At 71.7% G+C, this 20,154-nt stretch carries 17 protein-coding genes; 1 reads left to right on the forward strand and 16 read right to left on the reverse strand.

Annotated features, from left to right (window positions below; genetic code table 11):
- Positions 1-4 precede the first annotated feature (4 nt).
- The 11 genes from O7553_RS19380 to O7553_RS19430 form a co-directional block, all read right to left on the reverse strand.
- Positions 5-637, reverse strand: coding sequence for a cyclase family protein (locus O7553_RS19380; protein WP_281551117.1), 633 nt, complete (start codon positions 635-637; stop codon positions 5-7).
- Between the two features lie 32 nt (positions 638-669).
- Positions 670-1,482 (reverse strand): creatininase family protein, encoded by an 813-nt coding sequence (locus tag O7553_RS19385; protein ID WP_281551118.1) that lies wholly within the window; start codon positions 1,480-1,482, stop codon positions 670-672.
- A 62-nt stretch (positions 1,483-1,544) separates the two neighbouring features.
- Positions 1,545-2,000, reverse strand: a complete 456-nt coding sequence (locus O7553_RS19390; protein WP_281551119.1) for a hypothetical protein — start codon at positions 1,998-2,000, stop codon at positions 1,545-1,547.
- A complete protein-coding gene (locus O7553_RS19395) occupies positions 1,997-2,761 on the reverse strand; it encodes an amidohydrolase family protein (protein WP_281551120.1) in 765 nt (254 codons plus the stop codon). The genes O7553_RS19390 and O7553_RS19395 overlap by 4 nt, the downstream gene beginning before the upstream one ends.
- Positions 2,758-3,765, reverse strand: coding sequence for an ABC transporter ATP-binding protein (locus tag O7553_RS19400; protein ID WP_281551121.1), 1,008 nt, complete (start codon positions 3,763-3,765; stop codon positions 2,758-2,760). The genes O7553_RS19395 and O7553_RS19400 overlap by 4 nt, the downstream gene beginning before the upstream one ends.
- Positions 3,762-4,820: an ABC transporter ATP-binding protein gene (locus O7553_RS19405; protein ID WP_281551122.1), complete on the reverse strand. Its 1,059-nt coding sequence runs from the start codon at positions 4,818-4,820 to the stop codon at positions 3,762-3,764. The genes O7553_RS19400 and O7553_RS19405 overlap by 4 nt, the downstream gene beginning before the upstream one ends.
- A complete protein-coding gene (locus tag O7553_RS19410) occupies positions 4,817-5,509 on the reverse strand; it encodes an alpha/beta hydrolase (RefSeq protein ID WP_281551123.1) in 693 nt (230 codons plus the stop codon). Before O7553_RS19410 ends, O7553_RS19405 begins: the two co-directional genes overlap by 4 nt.
- A gap of 7 nt (positions 5,510-5,516) precedes the next feature.
- Complete coding sequence (locus tag O7553_RS19415) at positions 5,517-6,569, reverse strand: ABC transporter permease (RefSeq protein WP_281551124.1); 1,053 nt, start codon at positions 6,567-6,569, stop codon at positions 5,517-5,519.
- On the reverse strand, positions 6,566-7,435 hold the full coding sequence (locus O7553_RS19420; RefSeq protein ID WP_281551125.1) for an ABC transporter permease: 870 nt from the start codon (positions 7,433-7,435) through the stop codon (positions 6,566-6,568). The genes O7553_RS19415 and O7553_RS19420 overlap by 4 nt, the downstream gene beginning before the upstream one ends.
- A gap of 30 nt (positions 7,436-7,465) precedes the next feature.
- Complete coding sequence (locus O7553_RS19425) at positions 7,466-9,112, reverse strand: ABC transporter substrate-binding protein (RefSeq protein WP_281551126.1); 1,647 nt, start codon at positions 9,110-9,112, stop codon at positions 7,466-7,468.
- A 181-nt stretch (positions 9,113-9,293) separates the two neighbouring features.
- Entirely contained in the window at positions 9,294-11,306 is a 2,013-nt protein-coding gene (locus O7553_RS19430; protein ID WP_281551127.1) for a primary-amine oxidase, read from the reverse strand.
- Between the two features lie 308 nt (positions 11,307-11,614).
- Here O7553_RS19430 and O7553_RS19435 point away from each other — a divergent pair, with 308 nt between their 5' ends.
- Positions 11,615-12,370, forward strand: a complete 756-nt coding sequence (locus tag O7553_RS19435) for a GntR family transcriptional regulator (RefSeq protein ID WP_281551128.1) — start codon at positions 11,615-11,617, stop codon at positions 12,368-12,370.
- On the opposite strand, the gene O7553_RS19440 is transcribed toward O7553_RS19435, so the two are convergent.
- From O7553_RS19440 to O7553_RS19460, 5 genes are all read right to left on the reverse strand, one after another.
- Positions 12,306-14,879 carry an aminotransferase class V-fold PLP-dependent enzyme gene (locus tag O7553_RS19440; protein WP_281551129.1) on the reverse strand — a complete coding sequence of 858 codons (2,574 nt, stop codon included), beginning with the start codon at positions 14,877-14,879 and terminating at the stop codon, positions 12,306-12,308. The two genes, O7553_RS19435 and O7553_RS19440, sit on opposite strands and share 65 nt — an antisense overlap.
- 72 nt (positions 14,880-14,951) lie before the next feature.
- A complete protein-coding gene (locus O7553_RS19445) occupies positions 14,952-16,406 on the reverse strand; it encodes an aldehyde dehydrogenase family protein (protein ID WP_281551130.1) in 1,455 nt (484 codons plus the stop codon).
- A gap of 12 nt (positions 16,407-16,418) precedes the next feature.
- Complete coding sequence (locus O7553_RS19450; RefSeq protein ID WP_281551131.1) at positions 16,419-17,951, reverse strand: glutamine synthetase family protein; 1,533 nt, start codon at positions 17,949-17,951, stop codon at positions 16,419-16,421.
- On the reverse strand, positions 17,944-19,305 hold the full coding sequence (locus tag O7553_RS19455; RefSeq protein WP_281551132.1) for an aromatic ring-hydroxylating dioxygenase subunit alpha: 1,362 nt from the start codon (positions 19,303-19,305) through the stop codon (positions 17,944-17,946). Before O7553_RS19455 ends, O7553_RS19450 begins: the two co-directional genes overlap by 8 nt.
- A gap of 111 nt (positions 19,306-19,416) precedes the next feature.
- The gene (locus O7553_RS19460; protein ID WP_281551133.1) at positions 19,417-19,776 is read right to left on the reverse strand and encodes a hypothetical protein; all 360 of its coding nucleotides are present in this window, start codon (positions 19,774-19,776) and stop codon (positions 19,417-19,419) included.
- Positions 19,777-20,154: the final 378 nt, after the last annotated feature.

Consider the following 20,154-nt stretch of genomic DNA (forward strand, 5'->3'; position numbering starts at 1 on the left):
CGGGTCAGTCGCGCTGGACCAGGATGGTACGGGCGAACGCCCCGTCTGCGCCGACCAGTTTCGTCGGCAGGCAGACCAGTTCGTACTCTCCCGGCGGCACGGCGTCCAGGTCGGCGTTCTCCAGGATGATCACGCCGGAGCCGAGCAGGGCGTGGTGGGCGTCCCAGGTGTCGGTGCGCCGGTGGCTCTCGATGGTCAGGTAGTCGATGCCGATCAGCGCGACCCGCTGGTCGATCAGCCAGCGGGCGGCCTCCGGGGAGAGTCCGACCCAGGATTCGGCGCGTTCGGTCTCACGCAGCGGGCCGGCCGAGTTGCTGGTCTTCAGCAGCACCCGGGTGGCACCGGCGACGCCGGCAGCGACCAGGTCAGCGACGGTCACGTCCCCGTCGACGGCGGTCAGGTCGGCGACCACGGCCGGGCCGACCAAGGTCTCCAGGGCGACCTCATCGATCGGGGTGGCACCGTCGACAAAGTGCGCCGGTGCGTCGACATGGGTGCCAGTGTGTGCGCCGAGCCGCCACCGGGTGACGTTGGAGGCGTCGCCGTTGGCCAGCGACTCGACGATCTCCACCTCAGGTTTGCGGCCCCAGTGCAGCATCTTCGGATGGATCGGCAGGGTGATGTCGTAGATCTTCACGCGGGTCCTCCGGGCGGGGCGTGGCGGGACGGTCAGGGCCGGTGAGTGGGGTCAGGCCAGGGTTCGCGCACGGCGGCGGCGACGGCCCGGGAGGTGGTGGCCACACAGCGGTCGTACTCGGCCCGGCCGTGCTCGGCGGTGGCGTCGGCGACGTCGCGACCCCACACGCCGGTGTCGCTGACCTGGTCCATTCGGTAGTCCCAGAACGAGTCGACGTCGCGGTGCGAGGTGGCCTTGTCCATCCGGACCAGGTCCGGATACAGGTGCAGCATCACCGAGGTCTCGAAGTAGTTGGCGTGCATCAGCCCGCGCCCGTGGTAGACGTGGCCATCGACCTCCGGTCCGGGGTACATGGTCACGTAGGCCAACGCCCGTACCCGTGAGTCGCGGTGGCGGACCCGTAGCTTCTCGGCGGAGACGTCGAGCGAGCCGTTGTTCCAGATATGCCCGTTGAGGAGGATGAATTGCCGTACGCCGCTGGCGTGCAGCGAGTCGATGACGTCCTCGACGACGGCGATCAGGGTCTCCGGGCGCAGCGCGATGGTGCCGGCAAAGTCGCCGTGTGAGGCGGAGACGCCGAACCCGATGGGGGGCACCACCGGCACGCCGGTGAGCGCGGAGACGTCGCGGGCGACCGCGTCGCAGATCAGCGTGTCGACAGCGAGCGGCAGGTGCGGGCCGTGCTGTTCGGTGGCACCGACCGGGATGATCACCGAGTCGACAGCGGTTGCCGTCTGCCCGGCCTCCGGCCAGGTCAGGTCGGCCCAGGCGACCGGGGTGCCGGGGCCGCCGAGCTCGGCGGCGAGCGCCGCCCGGTCAAGGTCGGTGCGGGACGGTTCAGACACGGTGTTCCTCTCTCGGTACGTGGACGGAGTCGGGCACGGCGCGGTACGTGTACGGGGCCGGGTCACCAGGCCCGGCGGGTCTTCTCCGGTAGCAGGTCGATGGCCTCCGTCGCGGTGACGGCGCCGTCGACGGTGGTGATCCAGACCCGGGCCTGCGGGCTGTAGTCGCTGATCAGCTCGCGGCACACCCCGCACGGGGCGATGACCCGGAACCGGCCGGCCGGCTTGATCTGCACCGAGACAACGCTGTCGACGGTGAGCGGCGTCCCGGCGGGCAACGCGGCGCGGGCCACGCCGAGGGCGACACCTTCGGCACAGATCGAGCTGCGCCGGCAGGACCCTTCCAGGTGCACGCCGGTGTGGATGGTGCCGTCCGGGGTGCGCAGCGCGGTGGCGACCTCGTGCCGGCCGGTGACCCAGACCTTCGCCAGCAGCCGCTGGGCGACGTCGAGCAGCTCGACCTCGCCCGGGGTCATCCCGTCCGGTGCCGGCACCGGCGCGACATCCTCGGCGGTCATGCGGCGATCCCGAGCAGCCTGGCCATGTTGCCGCCCTCGACGAGCGCCCGGTCCGCGGCCTCCGGGATCGCCTTGGCAATCTTCATCCGTTCCAGGTCGAAGTCGGAGCCGGGCCACTCGCTGCCCAGCAGGATCTGCCCCGGACCGAGCCGGGCGTACGCCCGCTTGACGTCACTGATCAGGGTGGCTGAGGTCTCCAGGTAGATGTGCGGGTTCCGTTCGGCGACGATGATCGCCTCGGGAACGTTCCAGACCGCTCCCATGTGGGCGATGATCGTCGGCACCTGCGGGTGGCCCTTGGCGATCTCCTCGATCGCCAGCGGCGCGCAGAACGCGTCGTCGAGGGCGTTGATCAGCACCATCAGGCCGTGTTCGGCGCAGGCGGCGAAGACCGGGTCGAGCAGTCCGTGGTCGGCGACGTGGTAGCCGTGCAGGCTGGGGTGCAGTTTGAGCCCTTTGAGGCCGGCGTCGGCGATCCGGGCGATCTCGTCGAGCGCGTCGTCGTCGGCCGGGCGGACCTGCCCGAAGCCGAACAGCCGGTCCGGGTGGGCCTTGGCCAGGCCGATGATGAAGTCGTTCTCGATCCGCTGGGCCAGGGAGCAGACCATAGCCATGTCGACCCCGGCGGCGTCCATCCGGTCCAGGATCCGCCGCGGGTCGAACGGCGTGTACGGCGGCGGCGCCTGCCCCGGCCGGGCGCCGGTGAGGTAGTCGGATCGGCCCCGCACGTCCTGGGTGGTGTTGTACGCGTCGATGATCACTGTGCTGTGCCTCCGGTGGTGACGGTCGACGGTGCCGGGATGTCCTGCGGCACCAGGGGAAGATGGCAGCGGACCGTGCGGCCCGGTTGGATCGATCGCAGTGCCGGCGCCTCGGTGCGGCAGCGTTCGACGGCGTACCGGCACCGGGTGTGGAACAGGCATCCGGCCGGTGGGTGGGCGGGGTCGGGCAACTCGCCGGCGAGCACGATCCGTTCCCGGTCGGACTCCCGGTCCAGGGTGGGTACGGCGGAGAGCAGTGCCTCGCTGTAGGGGTGTGCCGGCACGTCGAAGAAGGTGTCCCGGTCGGCGACCTCGATGATCTGGCCGAGGTACATGACGGCGATCCGGTCGGCGATGTGCCGCACCACGCCCAGGTCGTGCGAGATGAACAACATGGTCAGGCCGCGCTCCCGGGTCAGGTCGGCGAGCAGGTTCACCACCTGGGCCTGGATGGAGACGTCGAGGGCGGAGACCGGCTCGTCGGCGACGATGAACCGGGGTGACGGGGCGAGCGCCCGGGCGATGCCGATGCGTTGCCGCTGGCCGCCGGAGAACTCGTGCGGCCGGCGTCGGCCGGCGTCGCGGCCGAGCCCGACGAGGTCGAGCAGTTCGTCGACGGCCCGGCCGGCGTCGGCCCGGCTGACCCCCCGACCGCGCAGCAGCGGCTCGGCGACGCTGTCGGCGATCCGCCGCCGCGGGTTGAGTGAGCTGAACGGGTCCTGGAAGACCATCTGCAGGTCGGCGCGGATCTGTCGGAAGACGGTGCCGCGCAGTCCGGTGATCTCCCGGCCGAGCAGTCGGATGCTGCCGGCGGTGGGTTCGGTGATCCGCAGGATGGCCCGACCGAGGGTGGACTTGCCGCAGCCGGACTCGCCGACCAGCCCGAGGGTCTCGCCCTCGCGGACCTCCAGGTCGACGTCGCGCACGGCGCGGACCGGATCACCGCCGCGCCCCGGGTACTCCACCCGCAGTCCGGTCAGCTCGATCAGTGGCACGCTGGTCACGGTCGACCTCCGACCGCTGCCGGAGTGCGGGCGGCGTGCCGGGCCGACGCGTCGAGCAGGCAGGCGTCAACGTGGCCGGGTTCGCCGTGCCGGTGAGTCAACTCGGGCGGCGCGCTGTCGCAGTCGCCGTGGGCGAACGCGCAGCGTGGGGCGAAGCCGCAGCCGGGTGGTCGGTCGACGCCGGTGAGCGGACTGCCGGGGATCGCCGGCAGCCGGTCGGCGACCGGCCCGTCGACCCGGGGCACCGAGTCGAGCAGCCCCATCGTGTACGGGTGCTGCGGTGAGTACAGCACCTGGTCGCGGGTGCCCTGCTCGACGATGCGGCCGCCGTACATGACGGCGACCCGGTCGGCGACCTCGGCGACCACGCCGAGGTCGTGGGTGATCAGGACGATGGAGGTGCCGTGTTCGGCCTGCAGCCGGTTGAGGGTGGCCAGCACCTGGGCCTGGATGGTGACGTCCAGGGCGGTGGTGGGCTCGTCGGCGATCAGCACGGTCGGGTCGTTCGCCAGCCCGATCGCGATCATGACGCGTTGCCGCATGCCGCCGGAGAGCTGGTGCGGGTAGGCGCGGGCGTTGCGCGCCGGGTTGGCGATCCCGACGTCGGCGAGTAGCTCCTCGGCCCGCTGCCAGGCCCGCGCCCGGCTGATCCGTTGATGGGTACGGATCATCTCGGCGACCTGCGCCCCGGCCCGTTGCAACGGGTTGAGTGCGGCGAGGGCGTCCTGGAACACCACCGAGATGTCCCTGCCCCGGACCCGGCGCAGGTCGGCCTCGCTGGCGGTGGCCAGGTTCCGGCCGGCGAAGTCCACCCGGCCGCTGATGTGCGTGCCGGGTGCCCGGTTGAGTCCGACCAGGCTCATCGCCAGGGCGGACTTGCCGGAGCCGGACTCGCCGACCAGGGCGAGGATCTCACCGGGGTGCAGGTCGAGGTCGACGCCGGCGACGGCGGGCAGCCGACCGGCGGGCACGTCGAACTCGACCCGCAGCCCGCGTACGGACAGCACCGGCGCCGGCGGGCCGGCGGGGGCCGGGCCGGTCGGGGCGGAGGTCACCGGGGCGCTCCGGTGACGCTGGCGACGGCCTGCTCGACCAGGTCGGCGACGTCGCGGGGCCGGACCCGGGGGGTGAAGTGACTGCCGCCGACCTCGGAGATGGTGGCACCGGCACGGGCGGCCATGTCCCGTTGGGTGTCCGGCCGCAGTGTCCTGTCCTCGGCCGCGACCAGATACCAGGACGGCTTGTCGCGCCAGGCGGGCACCCCGGTGGGCTGCGCGAAGATGGCGTCGGCGCTGGGGCGCGAGTCGGCGTCGAAGTTGTCCCGTTCGGCTTCCGGCACGTCCCAGCCGATCTCCGCCCAGTACTCGGGGCTGTGTTCCGAGGCCCATTCGCCGTTGGGGCCACGCCGCATGTGCCGGCTGACCTCGGCCGGCGGGTAGCGGCCGATGATGTCCTGCACCGACTCGTCCTCGTCGGGGGCGAACGCGCAGACGTAGACGAGCCCGACGACCCGGATGTCGCGCCCGACGTTGGTGATCACGACGCCGCCGTAGGAGTGCCCGACCAGCAGCACCGGCCCGGCGCAGTCAGCCAGCACGGCGGTGGTGTTGGCGACGTCCTCGACGAGCGAGTTCATCGGATTGGTGACCAGGTGGACCCGGTGCCCGGCGGCGCGCAGCAACGGTGCCACGCGGGCCCAGGTGCTCGGGGTGCCGCCGGCGCCGTGCACCAGCACGATATCCATGATGGACTCATCCTTTCCGTAGGCGCGGGTCCAGGACCAGGTAGAACAGGTCGACCGCTGCGTTGACCAGCACGAACAGCAGTGCGATCGCCAGCGCGGCGCCCTGGACCACCGGGTAGTCGCGTTGCAGCACCGAGCTGACCAGCAGGTTGCCGACGCCGGGATAGGAGAAGACGGTCTCGGTGATCACCGAACCGCCGAGCAGCGAGCCGAATTGCAGACCGAGCACGGTCACGATGGGCAGGCCGGCGTTGCGCAGCACGTGGCGGCGCAGGATGGTCCGCTCCCGCAGCCCTTTCATCCGGGCGGTCCGCACGAAGTCGTCGCTGAGTACCTCCAGCACCGAGGCCCGCACGATCCGGGTGATGAAGCCGGCCATCGCCAGCGCGAGGGTGGTGGCCGGCAGGATCAGGTACTGCAGCCACGGCCCGACCAGCTCCGGCCGGTCCTGCAGGATCGCGTCGAGCAGCACGAAGTTGGTGGTGGGCTGGTAGTCGAGCTGGCTGGGCAGCCGACCGATCACCGGCATCCAGCGCAGCCACACCCCGAAGATCACGATGCTCAGTACGCCGAGGGCGAACCAGGGCAGCGAGAAGCTGACCGTGGCGATGGACCGGGTGGTCGTGTCGACCCAGGTGTCCTTGCGCAGCGCGGCGATCACCCCGGTGACGACCCCGATCAGGACGGCGATCAGCATCGCCGCGACGGTCAGCTCGATCGTCGCCGGTAGTGCCCCGCCGAGCAGGTCCAGCACGCTGTTGCCGCCGTAGAAGGAGCGCCCGAGATCGAGGCCGAGCAGGTCGCCGAGGTAGCGCAGGTACTGCTCCCAGATCGGCCGGTCCAGACCGAGCGCTTCGTTGATCCGGGCCTCGTTGGCCGAGATCTGCTCGGCGCTGAGCCCTTGGGTACCGCTGGCCGCGAGGGTGGACGACGGCGAGCCGGGTAGCTGGCGGATGGCCAGGAACACCAGGGAGGCCAGGACGAACAGCACCACCGGCACGCTGGCCAGCCGGCGCATCGTGAGCATCGGCAGCGATCTGCCGCGCAGCAGCCGCATCATCGGCGGCTCCTCGGGTCCAGCGCGTCACGCAGGTCGTCGCCGACGAAGTTGCTGGCGACCACGAAGACCAGCGTCAACGCTGCGGGCAGCACCGCCATCCGGGGTGCCGAGTAGATGAACTCCTGGCCGGCCTGCACCATGTAGCCCCAGTCCGGGGTGGGCGGCTGGATGCCCAGGCCCAGGTAGGACAGGCCGGCGGCAAATCCGGCGGCCACCGACAGGGTCATCACGATCTGGGCGAGCAGCGGGCCGGCGATGTTCGGCAGGATCTCCTGGATCATGATCCGGGGCGACCGGGTGCCGCCGAGCCGGGCGGCGAGCACGTAGTCGCGGGCGGCCTCCCGGGCGGTCAACGCCCGGGCCAGCCGGGCCAGGCCGGGTGACAGCGCGACCCCGACCCCGACCACCAGACTGCGTACGCCGGGTCCGCTGGCCGCCACGACCAGGATGATCAATAGCATCGACGGGAAGGCCAGCCCGACGTCGGTGACCCGCATCAGGATCTGCTCACCCCAGCCGCCGAGGTAGCCGGCGAGCATGCCGACGGTGGTGCCGATGAGCGCGGCCAGGACGGTGGCGAGGAACGCGACCAGCAGCAGTGGTTGGGCGCCGTACACCAGCCGGGCCAGGAAGTCACGGCCGAGATCGTCGGTGCCGAGCGGGTGCCCGGCGGTACCGAACCCGGCGAGGGTGACGTTGCTCTGTCGCTCCGGGTCGGCGCCGATCATCAGCGGCCCGATTGTCGCCATCAGCACGAAACCGACGACCACCAGCCAGGAGACGGTGGCCAGCCAGGACCGGGCGATGGAGCGCCGCGCGAAGGCGGCTCTCCATCGCCCGACCGGCCGCGCCCCGGCGACCGTCACCGGTCCCCCGGCCGGGCCGTGCGGATCGGATCAGACACTGGCGTTCTCCATGAAGCAGCGGTGGTTGCCGAGCGCGGCGACGTTGGCGCCCTCGACGTTCGCCCCGGTCACCACCGGGTTCGCCGAGTAGCACAGCATCGACAGCACCATGTACTGCTCGGCGAACCGGCGCTGGATGTCGCTGTACGCGGCGGTGCGCTCGGGACCGTTGGGCAGGTTCTTCGCGGCGGCCAGGTCGTCAGCGAACGCCTCGGATCCGGGCAGCGTGTTGAATCCGGAGGTGAAGTCGCCGTACACCCCGGACGGCAGGCCCATCGCCCCGATCATGTTGTCCGGGTCCGGGATGTAGGAGTTGCGCTCCCAGATCATCACCTCGTGGAACTCGTCCTCCGGGTCGAGCAGCCGGCTGAAGTAGGTCGCCGGGTCGACCGAGTCAGTGACGACCGTCAGCCCGATGTCGGTGAGGTTCTGCGCGACGATCTGCGCCGCGCGCGGGTGCCAGGAGTCGCTGGCCGCCATCAACGCCACCTGCCGGCCGGTGGCGCCGGCCGCCTCGATCAGCCGCCGGGCCTCGTCCGGATCGAACCGACTCAGGTCAGCCAGGCTCGGGTCGTAGCCGTCCTGCGACGGCGGGATCGTGTAGCCGTCGGGCAGCGCGCCGATCCCGAAGAACGCCTGGGCGATGATCGCCTCGCGGTCGACTGCCAGGTTTATCGCCTGGCGCACCTCCAGCTCCGGGATCCGCCGGGCGTCGATCATCATCATCGCGTCGAAGCTGTACGGCGTCTCGTGGAAGGTCACCGCGTCGTCGGCCTTGAGCTGCTCGACCGCCGAGTACGGGGTGAACTGGGTGGCGGACAGGTCGCCGCTGAGCAGCGAGCTGACGATGGTCGAGGGGTCCTGGACCTGTTGCATCACCAGCCGGTCGACCTTGGGCCGGCCGGTGCGGTAGTCCTCGAATGCGGTCAGCACCACCTGCTGCCCGGCGGTGGCCGAGGAGAACTGGAACGGGCCGGTGCCGACCAGGTTCTTGCCGATGTCGGCGCCGTACTCGGCGAGTGCAGCGGAGGAGATGATCCGGCCGCCGATGTCGGAGAGCCGGTTGAGCACGGTGGCGTCAGGGCTGTTGAGCACCATCACCACGGTGTACTCGTCCGGAGCGTCCAGCGAGGCGACGTTGGCGCCGAGGCTGCGCAGCGGCCGGGAAGACCCCTCAGGCAGCGTCGGGTCGTCCTCGTTGAACTGCCGACCGAGGCTGGCCAGCACGTCCGCCGAGGTGAAGGTGGTGCCGTCGTGGAAGGTCACACCTTGACGCAGAGTGAAGGTGTAGGTCAGCCCGTCGTCGGAGATCTCCCAGCTCTCGGCGAGGTCAGCCTGCGGCTCGTTGGTCTCGAAAGAGATGAAGGTCAGTCCACGGCAGATGCAGTCGACCGCCATCCAGTCGCCCAGTGACGTGTAGAAAGCGGGGTCGTTGACGGCGCTGGTGGCGTCGATGCCGAGCGTGAGAGTGCCGCCGCTGCTCGTGCCGTCGTCGCCGTCTTCGCTGCCATCGGAGGCGACGCCGCAGGCGGCGAGGAGGTTGCTGGCGCCGAAGCCGAGACCGAGCAGACCGGTGCCGCGCAGCATCGCGCGACGGCTTATCAGATTCTGCGGGAGTTTGCGGGGATCGTCCGACATAGTGCGCTCCTCGGCGGGGTATGGGACGAAGATGGATTAAATTTCATTTGGATTGGATCCAAAACCATCATCTGCGGTACCCAATTCGGGTCCGTATCGCGATTGTGAACGTCTGGTGTCGGGATATCGAGAGTGGACAGGGGTCCCCGTGGCCGGCGCGCTGGCCGACGCACCGGCCGGGTCAGTCGGCCGGCACCACGTCATTTCCAGTGGAGCAGCAGGCACTGCCCGCACTGCGGGCGGCAGCCGGATCCGGCACGTCCATCGCCGGATTGCGGTCGAAGAAGCCGTCCGGTTCGAGGATCATGTGGATCGCGTCCACCGGCATCACCGGCCACTGCTCCGGGCGCGGGAAATGGTGGGTGCCGAGCACCGGCCACAGCACCAGCTCCGCACCGTCGATCGACCGGTCCTGGCGCTGCCAGACCTGCACACCGTCGTCGCCCGGCTCGGCATGGTTGGGATAGCGACCACCGAGGAACTGCTCCTGCGGATCGTACGGGGTGGCCCACAGGTGCTGGTGGATGAACGGTGCCCGACGGGCCATCACCGAGTCCGGCCGGGCGAACGGTCGAGTGGTGTTCGGCAGCAGCAGCCGGTAGGCCGTCGGCTCACCGTACCGGTTGGTCCGGGTGGTGCTCTCCACCCGCCAGCGGCGAGCCGACGCCGGGTCGGTGCGGCGCGCGGCCTGGGACTCACGCAGCAACGGGGTACGCACGTTGCGTACCGCGTTGCCGTACGGGTCGAGCGTCGGGTCGGTCTCGCCCTCGGCATGCTCCTCGACCAGCCGGTTGCGCGATCCGTCCACCGCCATGTCCAGGCGTAGCCCGAAGTAGTGCTGGTGGGTCGGGGTCTGCACGTTCGACGCGACGATCCGGCCGTAGCGCACCTCGTCGCCGTCGGCGATACCGGAGGCCGACAACATCCCGGTCAACTTGACCTCCAGCTCGATCCGGCCATCCTGATAGAGCGACCAGTAGAAGCCGTAGTCGTAGTTGGCCACGGTCTGAAAGTTGGAGATGACCAACCGCCGCGAGCGACGCACCTGGCTGACTCCGCGGCGCAGGTCGTTGTGCTTCCAGAGGATGCTGTGGTCCTCCTCGTGCATGCAGATCGCGTTCGGGATGGTCACCGGGTCCCCGTCGCCACCGAGATAGGCGGTGTCGAAGTAGTAGATGACGCCGAGGCAGTCGCAGCCGAGGGCGAGCGAGTTGGTCAGCGGCCCGGCCCCGTACTCGCCCCAGTCGAAGAAGTTCTTGCGGTACTGGGTGGAGTTGGGGTCGAGGTACGGCACGTACATCTCGTTGCAGGCGGCCCGCTTGACCACCGGCCGCCCCTGGAACTCCAGGTCGTACAGGACCAGGCCCTCGCGGTGGGTGAAGCCGACCCGCAACTGCCAGCCCTGCCAGCTGACTCGCCAGCCGTCGACGTCGAAACTCGGACCGTCGGGCTGCACGACATCCAACGGACGCAGGCCCGGCCGGGTCGGCCAGGCGTCGGCCTCCAGCGGGCCGGCCTCTTCGGAAATCGGCACCACGCCGTGGTCCTCGACCTCCAGGACCTCCATGGTCGCCATGTCGATGATTGGCACCACGCCCTGCACCGGGCGGACGTAGCCGTTGTCGCCCTCGTCGACACGGTGCCAGACGGTGCCCCAGGTCAGCCGCCGGTCGGCGTAGCGCTTCGGCTCGAAGCCGCCCATCGACTCGGCGTCGACCATCACCAGGGAGACGTCGTGGATGCCCCGCTTGGCGAGCACCTCGCGGAACAGTGGGCTCTGCCGGCAGGCCTGGGCGGCCGCGCGAGCCTCCTCGGAGGTGATGCCGGGCCGACGCGGGTCGAGTGGACGCCAGTCCAGGCAGCGGTCCGCAACGTCCTCGTCTCCAGCGTGGTCCGACGGCGCACCGTCGGCCCGGCTCCCGGCGGCCAGCGCGACGTCGATCTCCCAGGCAGTGCCGGCGGCGTGGTCCATGGCCACCAGTCCGAGTCGGACCTCCCCGGCCGCCGCCGCGCCGGCCACGACGGCGCGGGCGTGTGCCTCGTCCAGCGTGGCCCCCCAGAACCGGGTCCGCTCGCCGAGGCGACCGTCGGCACGCGCGACGGCGACGGCACGGGCGATCTCGGCCGGGCTGGGCGGATCGAGCGGATGACTGCGGTGGTTGCGCCCGTCCGGGCTGGGGTGGCACGCGCTCACGATTGCTCCTGTCGCCGTCGCGGGAGTCGTTCCGATGCGGTCCGGCTCGTCTGGGGTCGGTCTGTGTCGCGTCGTGGTGGCTGCGGCGGGCCGGTGCTTCCTAAGAACTCCCTGGCCAAGGTAGTCTCGGATACTACCTCAGGATCTTTGGATCCAAAACCGGGATCCAAAGCGAAATGTACGGGACCCGCAGGGTCGACGGCCGGCTTGCTATCGTGACATCCACATCGCACCACTGTGGAGAAGACCGCAGCCGGGCCGGCACCCGGCCGGCTGCGCCGCACACCGATCAGACAGGGGCACCGGGCATGCCAGTCAGCTCGACGGAAAACACCAGCAGTGCCCTCGTCGACGCCACCGCCGCGAAGATCCGCGCCAAGATCATGTCCGGCGAGATCCCGATCGGTGCCCAACTGCGCCAGGCCGAGCTGGCCAAGCTGCTCGGGGTCAGCCGCACCCCGGTCCGGGAGGCGCTGCGCCAACTGCAGACCGGTGGGCTGATCGAGGTGGTGCCGCACCGTGGCGCGGTGGTCCGGGTGCCGGCGCCGTGGGAGGTCCGGGAAGCCTACGAGGTCCGTGCGGAGCTGGAGGCGCTGGCCTGCGAACGGGCGGTCAGCCGGATCACCGACGACGTCCTGCACGAGCTGCGGGAGGCCAACTCGCTGCTGCGACGTACCGAGCAGGCCGCCCGGGGCAGCATCCCGCAGCGACGGGTCGAGGACGACCCGGGGGTCGCCCGCGCCCGGGTCGCCCTGGCCGGCTCCACCAACGCCGCCAACGACCGGTTCCACACCCTCATTCACCAGGTGGCCGGCAACGACTGGCTGGCCAGGGTGATCAAGGAGATCAACGAGGCATTCCCGCGTAACGTCTCGGCGCTGGTGTTGCAGGACAACCCTCGCCACCGCGACGACAACTTCCACGAGCACGAGCGGATCGTCGCCGCGCTCACCGCGGAGGACGGCGAACGCGCGCGGCGTGAGATGCAGGCCCATGTGATCAGCGCCGGTGAGCAGTTGGCTCGCTGGTACGAGCGGCGTTCGGCAACGGTGTTCCGGGGTTGACCCGGTCGCCGGCCCAGTCCCCGGGCGGCACCCCGTCGACCCCCATCGCCGCCGGAGCGAGAAACTCCAGGTCCGGCCGGGGCATCCCGGTCGCCAGGTCGGCCAACGCGGCACCGATCGCCGGGCCGAACTTGAACCCGTGCCCGGAGCAGGCCGCCGCGACCAGCGCCTGCGGATGCGCCGGCAACGCCCCGACCGCGAACCGGTTGCCCGGCGCCATGGTGTAGCGGCAGGCCAGTTCTGCGGTGACCGGGCCGTCGGCGGCCGGCAGGAAACGACGGGCGACGGAGAGCAACTCGGCCCGCTCGGTGGCGGTCACCGGACCGGGCGGCCGGCTCAGGTCGTCGACCGGACCATGGTCGAATCCCACCTTGACGGCGTCCGGACCGTGCGCCGGGATGCCGTAGAGCAGACCGACGCCGGGGACGTCGACCGAGAACGGGCCGAGCGCCGGCGGGGCCAGCAGCGCCGGGGTGGACGAGCCGATGTGGATGTTGACGATCCGCACGGTGGTCAACCGGCTGGCGAACTCCGGCACCAGGTCGGCGGTCCACGGTCCGGCACAGATGACCAGCCGGTCGGCGAGCAGGTCACCGGAGTCGGTATGTACCCGGACCCCGGCACCGTCCGGGTGCCAACCGGTCACCCGGCAGCCGTCGCGACGGTGCACCCCGGCGGCCCTACCGAGCCCGGTCAGCGCGTCCATCGCGGCGGCGGCGTCGATCACGCCGGCCGCCGGATCGTGTACGGCCACCATGTCGGCCCCGAGCACCAGGCCCGGCGCGATGCCGGCGGCCTGGTTGGCGTCGACCAGGACACAGTCCGGCCCGCGCAGGGTGCCGCTGGTCCGGGCCGGTCGGGCGTACAGGCCGCCGACAGTGCTGACCAACCGGCGACCGGCGGCCTGTTCCAGCTCGCGCCAACCGGTGTACGCGCGGTCCACCAGGTCGTCCCAGACCGGCGACGGATAGGCGCGACGGATCATCCGGGTCTGTCCGTGTGACGATCCTTCCGTGTGCCCGGCCGGCAGCCGGTCAAGCTGGATCACCCGGACACCGCGTGCGACGAGTGCCCAGGCCGCGCTGCGTCCGTGGACGCCGGCACCGATGACGATCACGTCGGCCCGGCGGTCTGCACCGGTCAGCAGCGCGGGAGCCGGGCCCGGCGCTGGCGGCACCGGCGGCACAGCGTCCGGCGTGGCAGTCGCCGTCGGTGGCGTCGGTACGCCGGTGGCCGCCGGGCGGGCCAGTCGGGCGAGCAGCGCGTCCACCTCGGTGTCGTCGTTGTAGACGTGCACGGAGGCTCGGACCACCGCAGGCAGGCCGCGCCGACCCAGGTCCCACTGGCCGTGGCTGGCCGGCACGGCGACCAGGTGCAGGCCGGCGGCGCGCAACGTGCGTACCGTGGTGGCCGGCTCCTCGCCGTCGCGGACGAAGGTGACGATGCCACCGCCGGCCGCCGGCGGGTCGACCACGGTCACTCCGGGCAGCTCGGCCAGCCCGGCCCGCAGCCGGGCGGCCAACTGGCTGACGTACGCCGAGATGGCGTCGACGCCGAGGGCAAGCGCCTCGGTCAGCGCGGCGCCCAGGCCGAGCCGCAACGCGTGCGACGCCTCCCAGGTCTCGTACCGTCGGGCACCGGGCAGCAGGTCGTACTCCTCGTCGCCGGTCCATCGGGCCCCGCGTACGTCCGGGGTCAACGGACGGGCGCGTTCACGCAGCGCCGGGTCGAGATAGAGCAGCCCGGTGCCGCGCGGTCCACGCAGGAACTTGCGGCCGGTGGCGACCAGGATGTCGGCGTGCATCGCGCCGACGTCGACGGGCAGTTGGCCGACCGACTGGGTGGCGTCGACCAGCAGCGGTACGCCGGCAGCGGCGACCCGGGCGCCGATCTGCGCGACCGGTTCGATCAGCGCCGACGAGGTCGGTACGTGGGCGACAGTGACCAGCGCGGCCGGCTGCCGCAGCGCCTGCTCCAACTGGTGCAGGTCGACGCCGCCCGAGTCGTCGGTGGGCAGCACCTCGACGCTGATGCCCCGGGCGCGGCGCAGCTCGAGCAGGTGCAGTGCCGAGCTGACGTAGCTGGACGCGGAGGCGAGGATCCGGTCGCCGGGGCCGAGCCGCAGCGCGTCGATCGCCCGGTGCCACGCCACGGTGGCACTCTCCACCAGGGCGATGTCCTCTCCTGTCGCGCCGAGCAGCCGGCCAGCCAGGTGGTAGACGTCGGCGGTCCGCTCGGCGGCGGCCTCGGCCGCCTCGTAGCCGCCGAGCCGCGACTCGAGCCGCAGGTGGTCGATGACCGTGTCGAGTACGGCGAGGCTGGGCAGTGCGGCGCCGGCGGCGTTGAGGTGGTGGGCCAGGGTCGCGCCGGGAGTGGCGGCCCTCAGCGCCGCAGGGTCCAGCGTCAGCGCGCCCGCCGGCACAGACGCCGGGCCCAGCGGCACGGGCGCCGGGTCGGCGGGCTCCGCGACCGCACCCGCCGGCCCGGTCTGGGATGCAGAGTCTCTCAAGATGGATCCCATCGGTGATCGAGGCGGTGCCCGGTCCGGTCGACGGCACCTCGCCGGACCGGGCACCGCCGGTCAGAGCGCGACGACGACGCCCTTGCGCTCGCAGTACGAATGCAGGGCTTCGTCGCCCAAATCCCGGCCCAGACCGGAGTCCCCGACCCCGCCGAAGGACAGCGCCGGGTCGAAGATGTTGTACGTGTTCACCCAGACCGTGCCGACCCGCAGCACGGCCGCCATCCGGTGTGCCCGGGACAGGTCCCGGGTCCACACCCCGGCGGCCAGCCCGTACGACGTGTCGTTGCCGATCGCGACCGCCTCGTCCTCATCGTCGAAGGCGATCACCCCGGTCACCGGCCCGAAGATCTCCTCCCGGGCGATGGCCATGTCATTGCGTACCCCGGTGAACAGGGTCGGCTCGACGAAGTAGCCGGGCCGGTCCGGCACCCCGCCGCCGACCGCGACCGTGGCCCCTTCCCGGATGCCGGTCTCGATGTACGACAGCACCTGCTGGCGCTGCTCCTCGGAGACCAGCGGGCCGACGGTCACCCCGCCGTCCAGTCCGTTGCCCAGCGGCACCCGGCGGGTCGCTGCGGCCAGCCGCTCGGTCATCTCGTCCAGGATCGACCGCTGCACCAGCAGCCGGCTGCCGGCGGTGCACATCTGCCCGGAGTGGCCGAACGACGCCCGCATCGCGGTCAGCACCGCGGCGTCCAGGTCGGCGTCGGCGAAGACAATGTTCGGGCTCTTCCCACCCAACTCCAGGGTGAGCCGTTTCGTCGTCGCCGCCGCGCCGGCCATCACCAACCGGCCCACCTCAGTGGAGCCGGTGAACGACACCTTCGCCACGCCCGGGTGGGCGACCAGCGCCGCGCCGACCTCGCCGTCGCCGGTGAGCACGTTGAACACCCCCGGCGGCACGCCGGCCTCGGCGGCCAGGGCGGCCACCCGCAACATGGTCAGCGGGGTCTGCTCGGCCGGCTTGACCACCACCGGGCAGCCGGCGGCCAGCGCCGGGGCGATCTTGAAACAGCCGGTCATGATCGGAAAGTTCCACGGCAGGATCAGCGCCGCCACACCGACCGGCTCCAGCACCGTGTAGACGTGGTGGCCGCCGCCGTCGATCGGCACGACGGTGCCGGTCAGCCTGCTGGTCGCCCCGGCGAAGTGCCGGAACGCCCGGGCCGCCGCGCCGGTGTCGGCCCGGGAACGTTCGATCGGCTTGCCGTTGTCCCGGGTCTCCAGCACCGCCAACTCCTCGAGGTGCGCCTCGATCAGGTCGGCGAGCCGGTGCAGCACCCGGGTGCGCTCCAGCGGAGCCAGACCGCTCCACCGCCGGTCGGCGTACGCCCGGGTGGCGGCGGCCACCGCCGCGTCCACGTCCTCGGCGGTGGCCTGGGCGACCCGGCTGATCACCGCGCCGGTGGACGGGTCACGCACCTCGATCAGCGCGCGCCCACCGGGGGCGATCCACCCGCCGTCGACGTGGAACGGCTCCAGGTCGGCCAGCGGGGCGACAGACGACGTCATCGGGCTACTCCCTCAGATCAGATCGAAGTACTCGCGCTGCTCCCAGTCGGAGACGTGCGCGAGGTAGCGGGCGAACTCGCGGCGCTTGAGCGTCGCGTACCAGGAGATCACCGGGGCGCCGAGCGCGGCGGTGAACGCCGGATCGGCCTCCAGCGCGGTCAGCGCCTCGGCCAGCGAGGCCGGCAGCCGGGGCGCGTCGGCGGCGTACGGATCCTGCACCGCCGGCGGCGGGGCGAGCCGCCGGTCGATCCCGTCCAGGCCACTGACCAGCTGCGACGCGATATACAGGTACGGATTGGCGGCCGGCTCGCCGCACCGGTTCTCCAGCCGTACGCCGGTGTCGGAGCCGGCACCGACGGCCCGGACCATAGCCCCCTTGTTGTCGACCCCCCAGGCCACCCGGTCCGGCGCGAGGGAAAACGGCAGGTAGCGCTTGTAGCCGTTGACCGTCGGGGTGGCGAAGGCGGCTGCCGCACCGGCGTGCTCCAGCAGACCGGCGAGGTAGTGCCCGGCGACCGGGGAGAGCGCCTCCCCCGGCGTGACCGGGTCGAACGCCGCCGTGCCGGTGGCCAGCTCGCGCAGCGACTGGTGCAGGTGCCACCCGGTGGAGGCGGTCTGGGCACCGGCCGGGCGGGACATGAACGTGGCGTGGTAGCCGTGCCGGCGGCAGAGCTGGCGGATCGCCGAGCGGGCCAGCAGCACCTGGTCGGCGGCGACCGCCGCGTCCCCGGCGGTCATGGTGATCTCGAACTGGCTCGGCCCGAACTCCAGCTCCAGGGAGCGCAGCGGCAGGTCGAGCCGGGTCAGCCCGTGGTGCAGCAGTTGGACGACCTCGTCGGCGCGGTCCAGCCCGTCCTCGTGCAGCAGTTGCGCGCCCCGGCTCAGCGGCCGGGCGCCGCTGGCCCGGCCGGGCGCACCCGGCCGGCCGACCTGGTCGTCGTCGAGCCCGCCGTCGGTGGGACCGTCGGTGGCGAAGACGTGGAACTCCAGCTCGGCGCCGACGGTCATCGCGTACCCGGCGGCGGCCAACCGGTCGAGCTGCGTGCGCAGCAGGCCACGGGTGCAGAACGGCACCGCGGCACCGTCGGGGAACCGCAGGTCGCACAGCAACCAGCCGGTCCGTGGCGCCCACGGCAGCACCCGGAACGTGGTCGGGTCGGGCACCAGCACGATGTCCCCGGCACCGGCGAACCCGCTCACCCCGACGCCGGTGTCGGCGGCGAAGACCGGGAAGACCGACGCGCCGGACGGGTCCTTGAGCAGCAGCGACGACGGCGCGGTCACGCCGGACCGCAGTGCCGTGGCGGCGGCTTCCCGGGTCAGCGTCTTGCCACGCAGCACGCCGTGCTGGTCGGCGAAAGAGAACCGGATCAGCTCGATACCGAGCTCGTCGACGACCCGGCGCAGCTGGCCGGCGGCGGCGTACTGGGTGTCGGTCCACAGCTGGTGACGGTCGATGAAGCCGCCCCGGTCGGCGGCGAGCATCGGCACCACGCGGCGGCCGTCCCCGCCGTCGGCGACGGGCCGTTCGTCGAGGCTACGCATCGCCGGCCGCCGACCGCGTCGGAGCGCCGACCGCCGACCGCGACGGGGTGCCGGCCCACGGGGAGCCGGCCCGCCGCTGCGCCTCACGTTCGCGCCAGGTCTGCTCCCAGCCGTCGGTCGGGGCCACGGTGTCGACGGCGAGCGGGCCGGTCAGCTCGGCGGCCGCAGCCTCGTCGGCCGGGCGGGCCGGGACCGGGTTGCCGGCCTCGAAGGCGTCAATGGCGCGCAGCAGCAGCCGGCGGTTCGCGGTCACCGCCCGGTCGGAGACACCGAGTCGCTCCACGGTGCGGTCCTGGATCGGGCCCATGCTCTCCACCGCCCACTGGTCGTGGACGTTGATGTCCAGCCCCATTCCGGTGTAGGTCAGGTCCCGCTGCTCGGCCGGGTCGAAGCCCCAGTTGTTGGCCCGGTTGCGCAGCGGCCGGTAGTCCGGCAGGGAGACCTCGTCGAGCCGCTGGGCGAGCAGGGTCTGCTTGTCGGTCGGCTCGGCGAAGTCGTAAAAGATCATGTACCAGTAGTGGTGGTAGTCGTCGATCGGCACGTGCCACTGGCAGAAAACCTTGTCGTTGCCGAACGGGACCACGAACGCGTTGGGGAAGACCAGGTTCGTGATGCGTACGTGGCGGATCTCGTCGGTGAGCTGGCGCAGCGCGTACACCCGCAGGCCGTGCTCGGCCTGCTCGACCTCGATGTCCGGCCGGTAGGCGTCGCCGACCAGCTTGGACAGCTTCTGCCCGGTGCCGGCGACCTCCTCGCTGAACTGCTGGCCGTAGACGTCGCGCGGATCCTCGTCGATGAACCGGTGCAGGAACGAGACGTGGCTGGGGTCGATGCCGCCCTCGACGCCCTGCAGCCAGTTGCACTCCCACAGCCCTTTGAAGGCGAAGGTGTACTCGTCGGGTGCCTGGAAGCAGTCGTAGTGCGGCATCGGCGGCGGGTCGCCCTCGCCGAGGTAGGCGAAGACGATGCCGTTGCGCTCGACGCACGGGTAGCTGGGGATGCGCACCTTGCTGGCGAAGGTGCTGTGCGGCGGCTCGGCCGGCTGCTCCAGGCAGCGCCCGTCCGGCCCGTACAGCCAACCGTGGTAGAGGCAGCGCAGCCCGCCGTCCTCGTGCCGGCCGTACGCCAGGTCGACGCCCCGGTGCGCGCAGAACCGCCCGACCAGCGACCAGCCGCCGTCGGCCTGCTTGAACAGCACCAGGTCCTCGCCGAGCAGCCGGACCGGTTTGACCGGCCGCTGCGGGTCCATCTCCGACACCAGCGCCGCCGGCTGCCAGTACGCGCGCATCAGCCGGCCGAGCGGTGTGCCCGGCCCGGAGCGGGTGATCCGCTCGTTCTCCTCGCGCCGCAGCATGGCACCCCTCTCAGCTAGGCATCCGATCCAGCATGCATTGGATCCAATCCTGGCATAGATGTGGGCGGCGCGATAGTTGCAGCATCCCGCTATCTGCGGAATCGCGGACGGTCACTCCAGCGTCACCGCCGGTCCGCTCGATCTGCTGGCGCTCGCCCGCACCACGAACCGGTCAGCGCCGACCCACGCCCGGACCAGCGCCGACACCAGCACGTCGGCCAGCCGCAACCGGCGGGCCAGGCGGAACAACCCGGACGACCGACCGGCGAACAGCGGCCACGTCAAAGCCCTGGAGTCGAGGCACATCCGGGTGGTGGCCCGGATCCCGTGACGGGCCGCCAGGACATGCTGGTCCGAGAACGGAAAAGGGAAGACGGTACGGCGACCGACCCCGGGCAACTCGACCCGCGTCCGACGCGGCCAGCACCGGCCGTGCGCACCGACGCGGTCGCGGCCTGCTCGACGATCCACCGCACCGAGTCACGACCGTGCGGGTCGCCGGTGCCGAGCATCAGCGCCAACACCACCCTCGTACCGGCGGCGATCAGCCGGTTCCGCGCCCGGCACCCGGACGTCTTCGGCCGATCCTGCTGGTGTCGCACCCGCTGCTGTCGCGCCCGCCGTCGGCGACGGGGTCGACCTGACGGACGAGGAGCTGCTGGTCGCCCTCCCCGCCGGGCACAGGCTGGCCGGCGTCGACCGGGTACGGCTGACCGACCTGGCCGGCGAGACGTGGATCGACTGCGCGTACCCGGGCTGTCTGGGGCCGCTGACCGCACTGGCCGACGCCCTCGGCGGCCCGCCCCGGATCGCCTTCCACTGCGTTGACTTCCTCCCCGCCCTGAAGGG

Source organism: Solwaraspora sp. WMMA2059, assembly GCF_027497315.1.
Taxonomy (GTDB): domain Bacteria; phylum Actinomycetota; class Actinomycetes; order Mycobacteriales; family Micromonosporaceae; genus Micromonospora_E.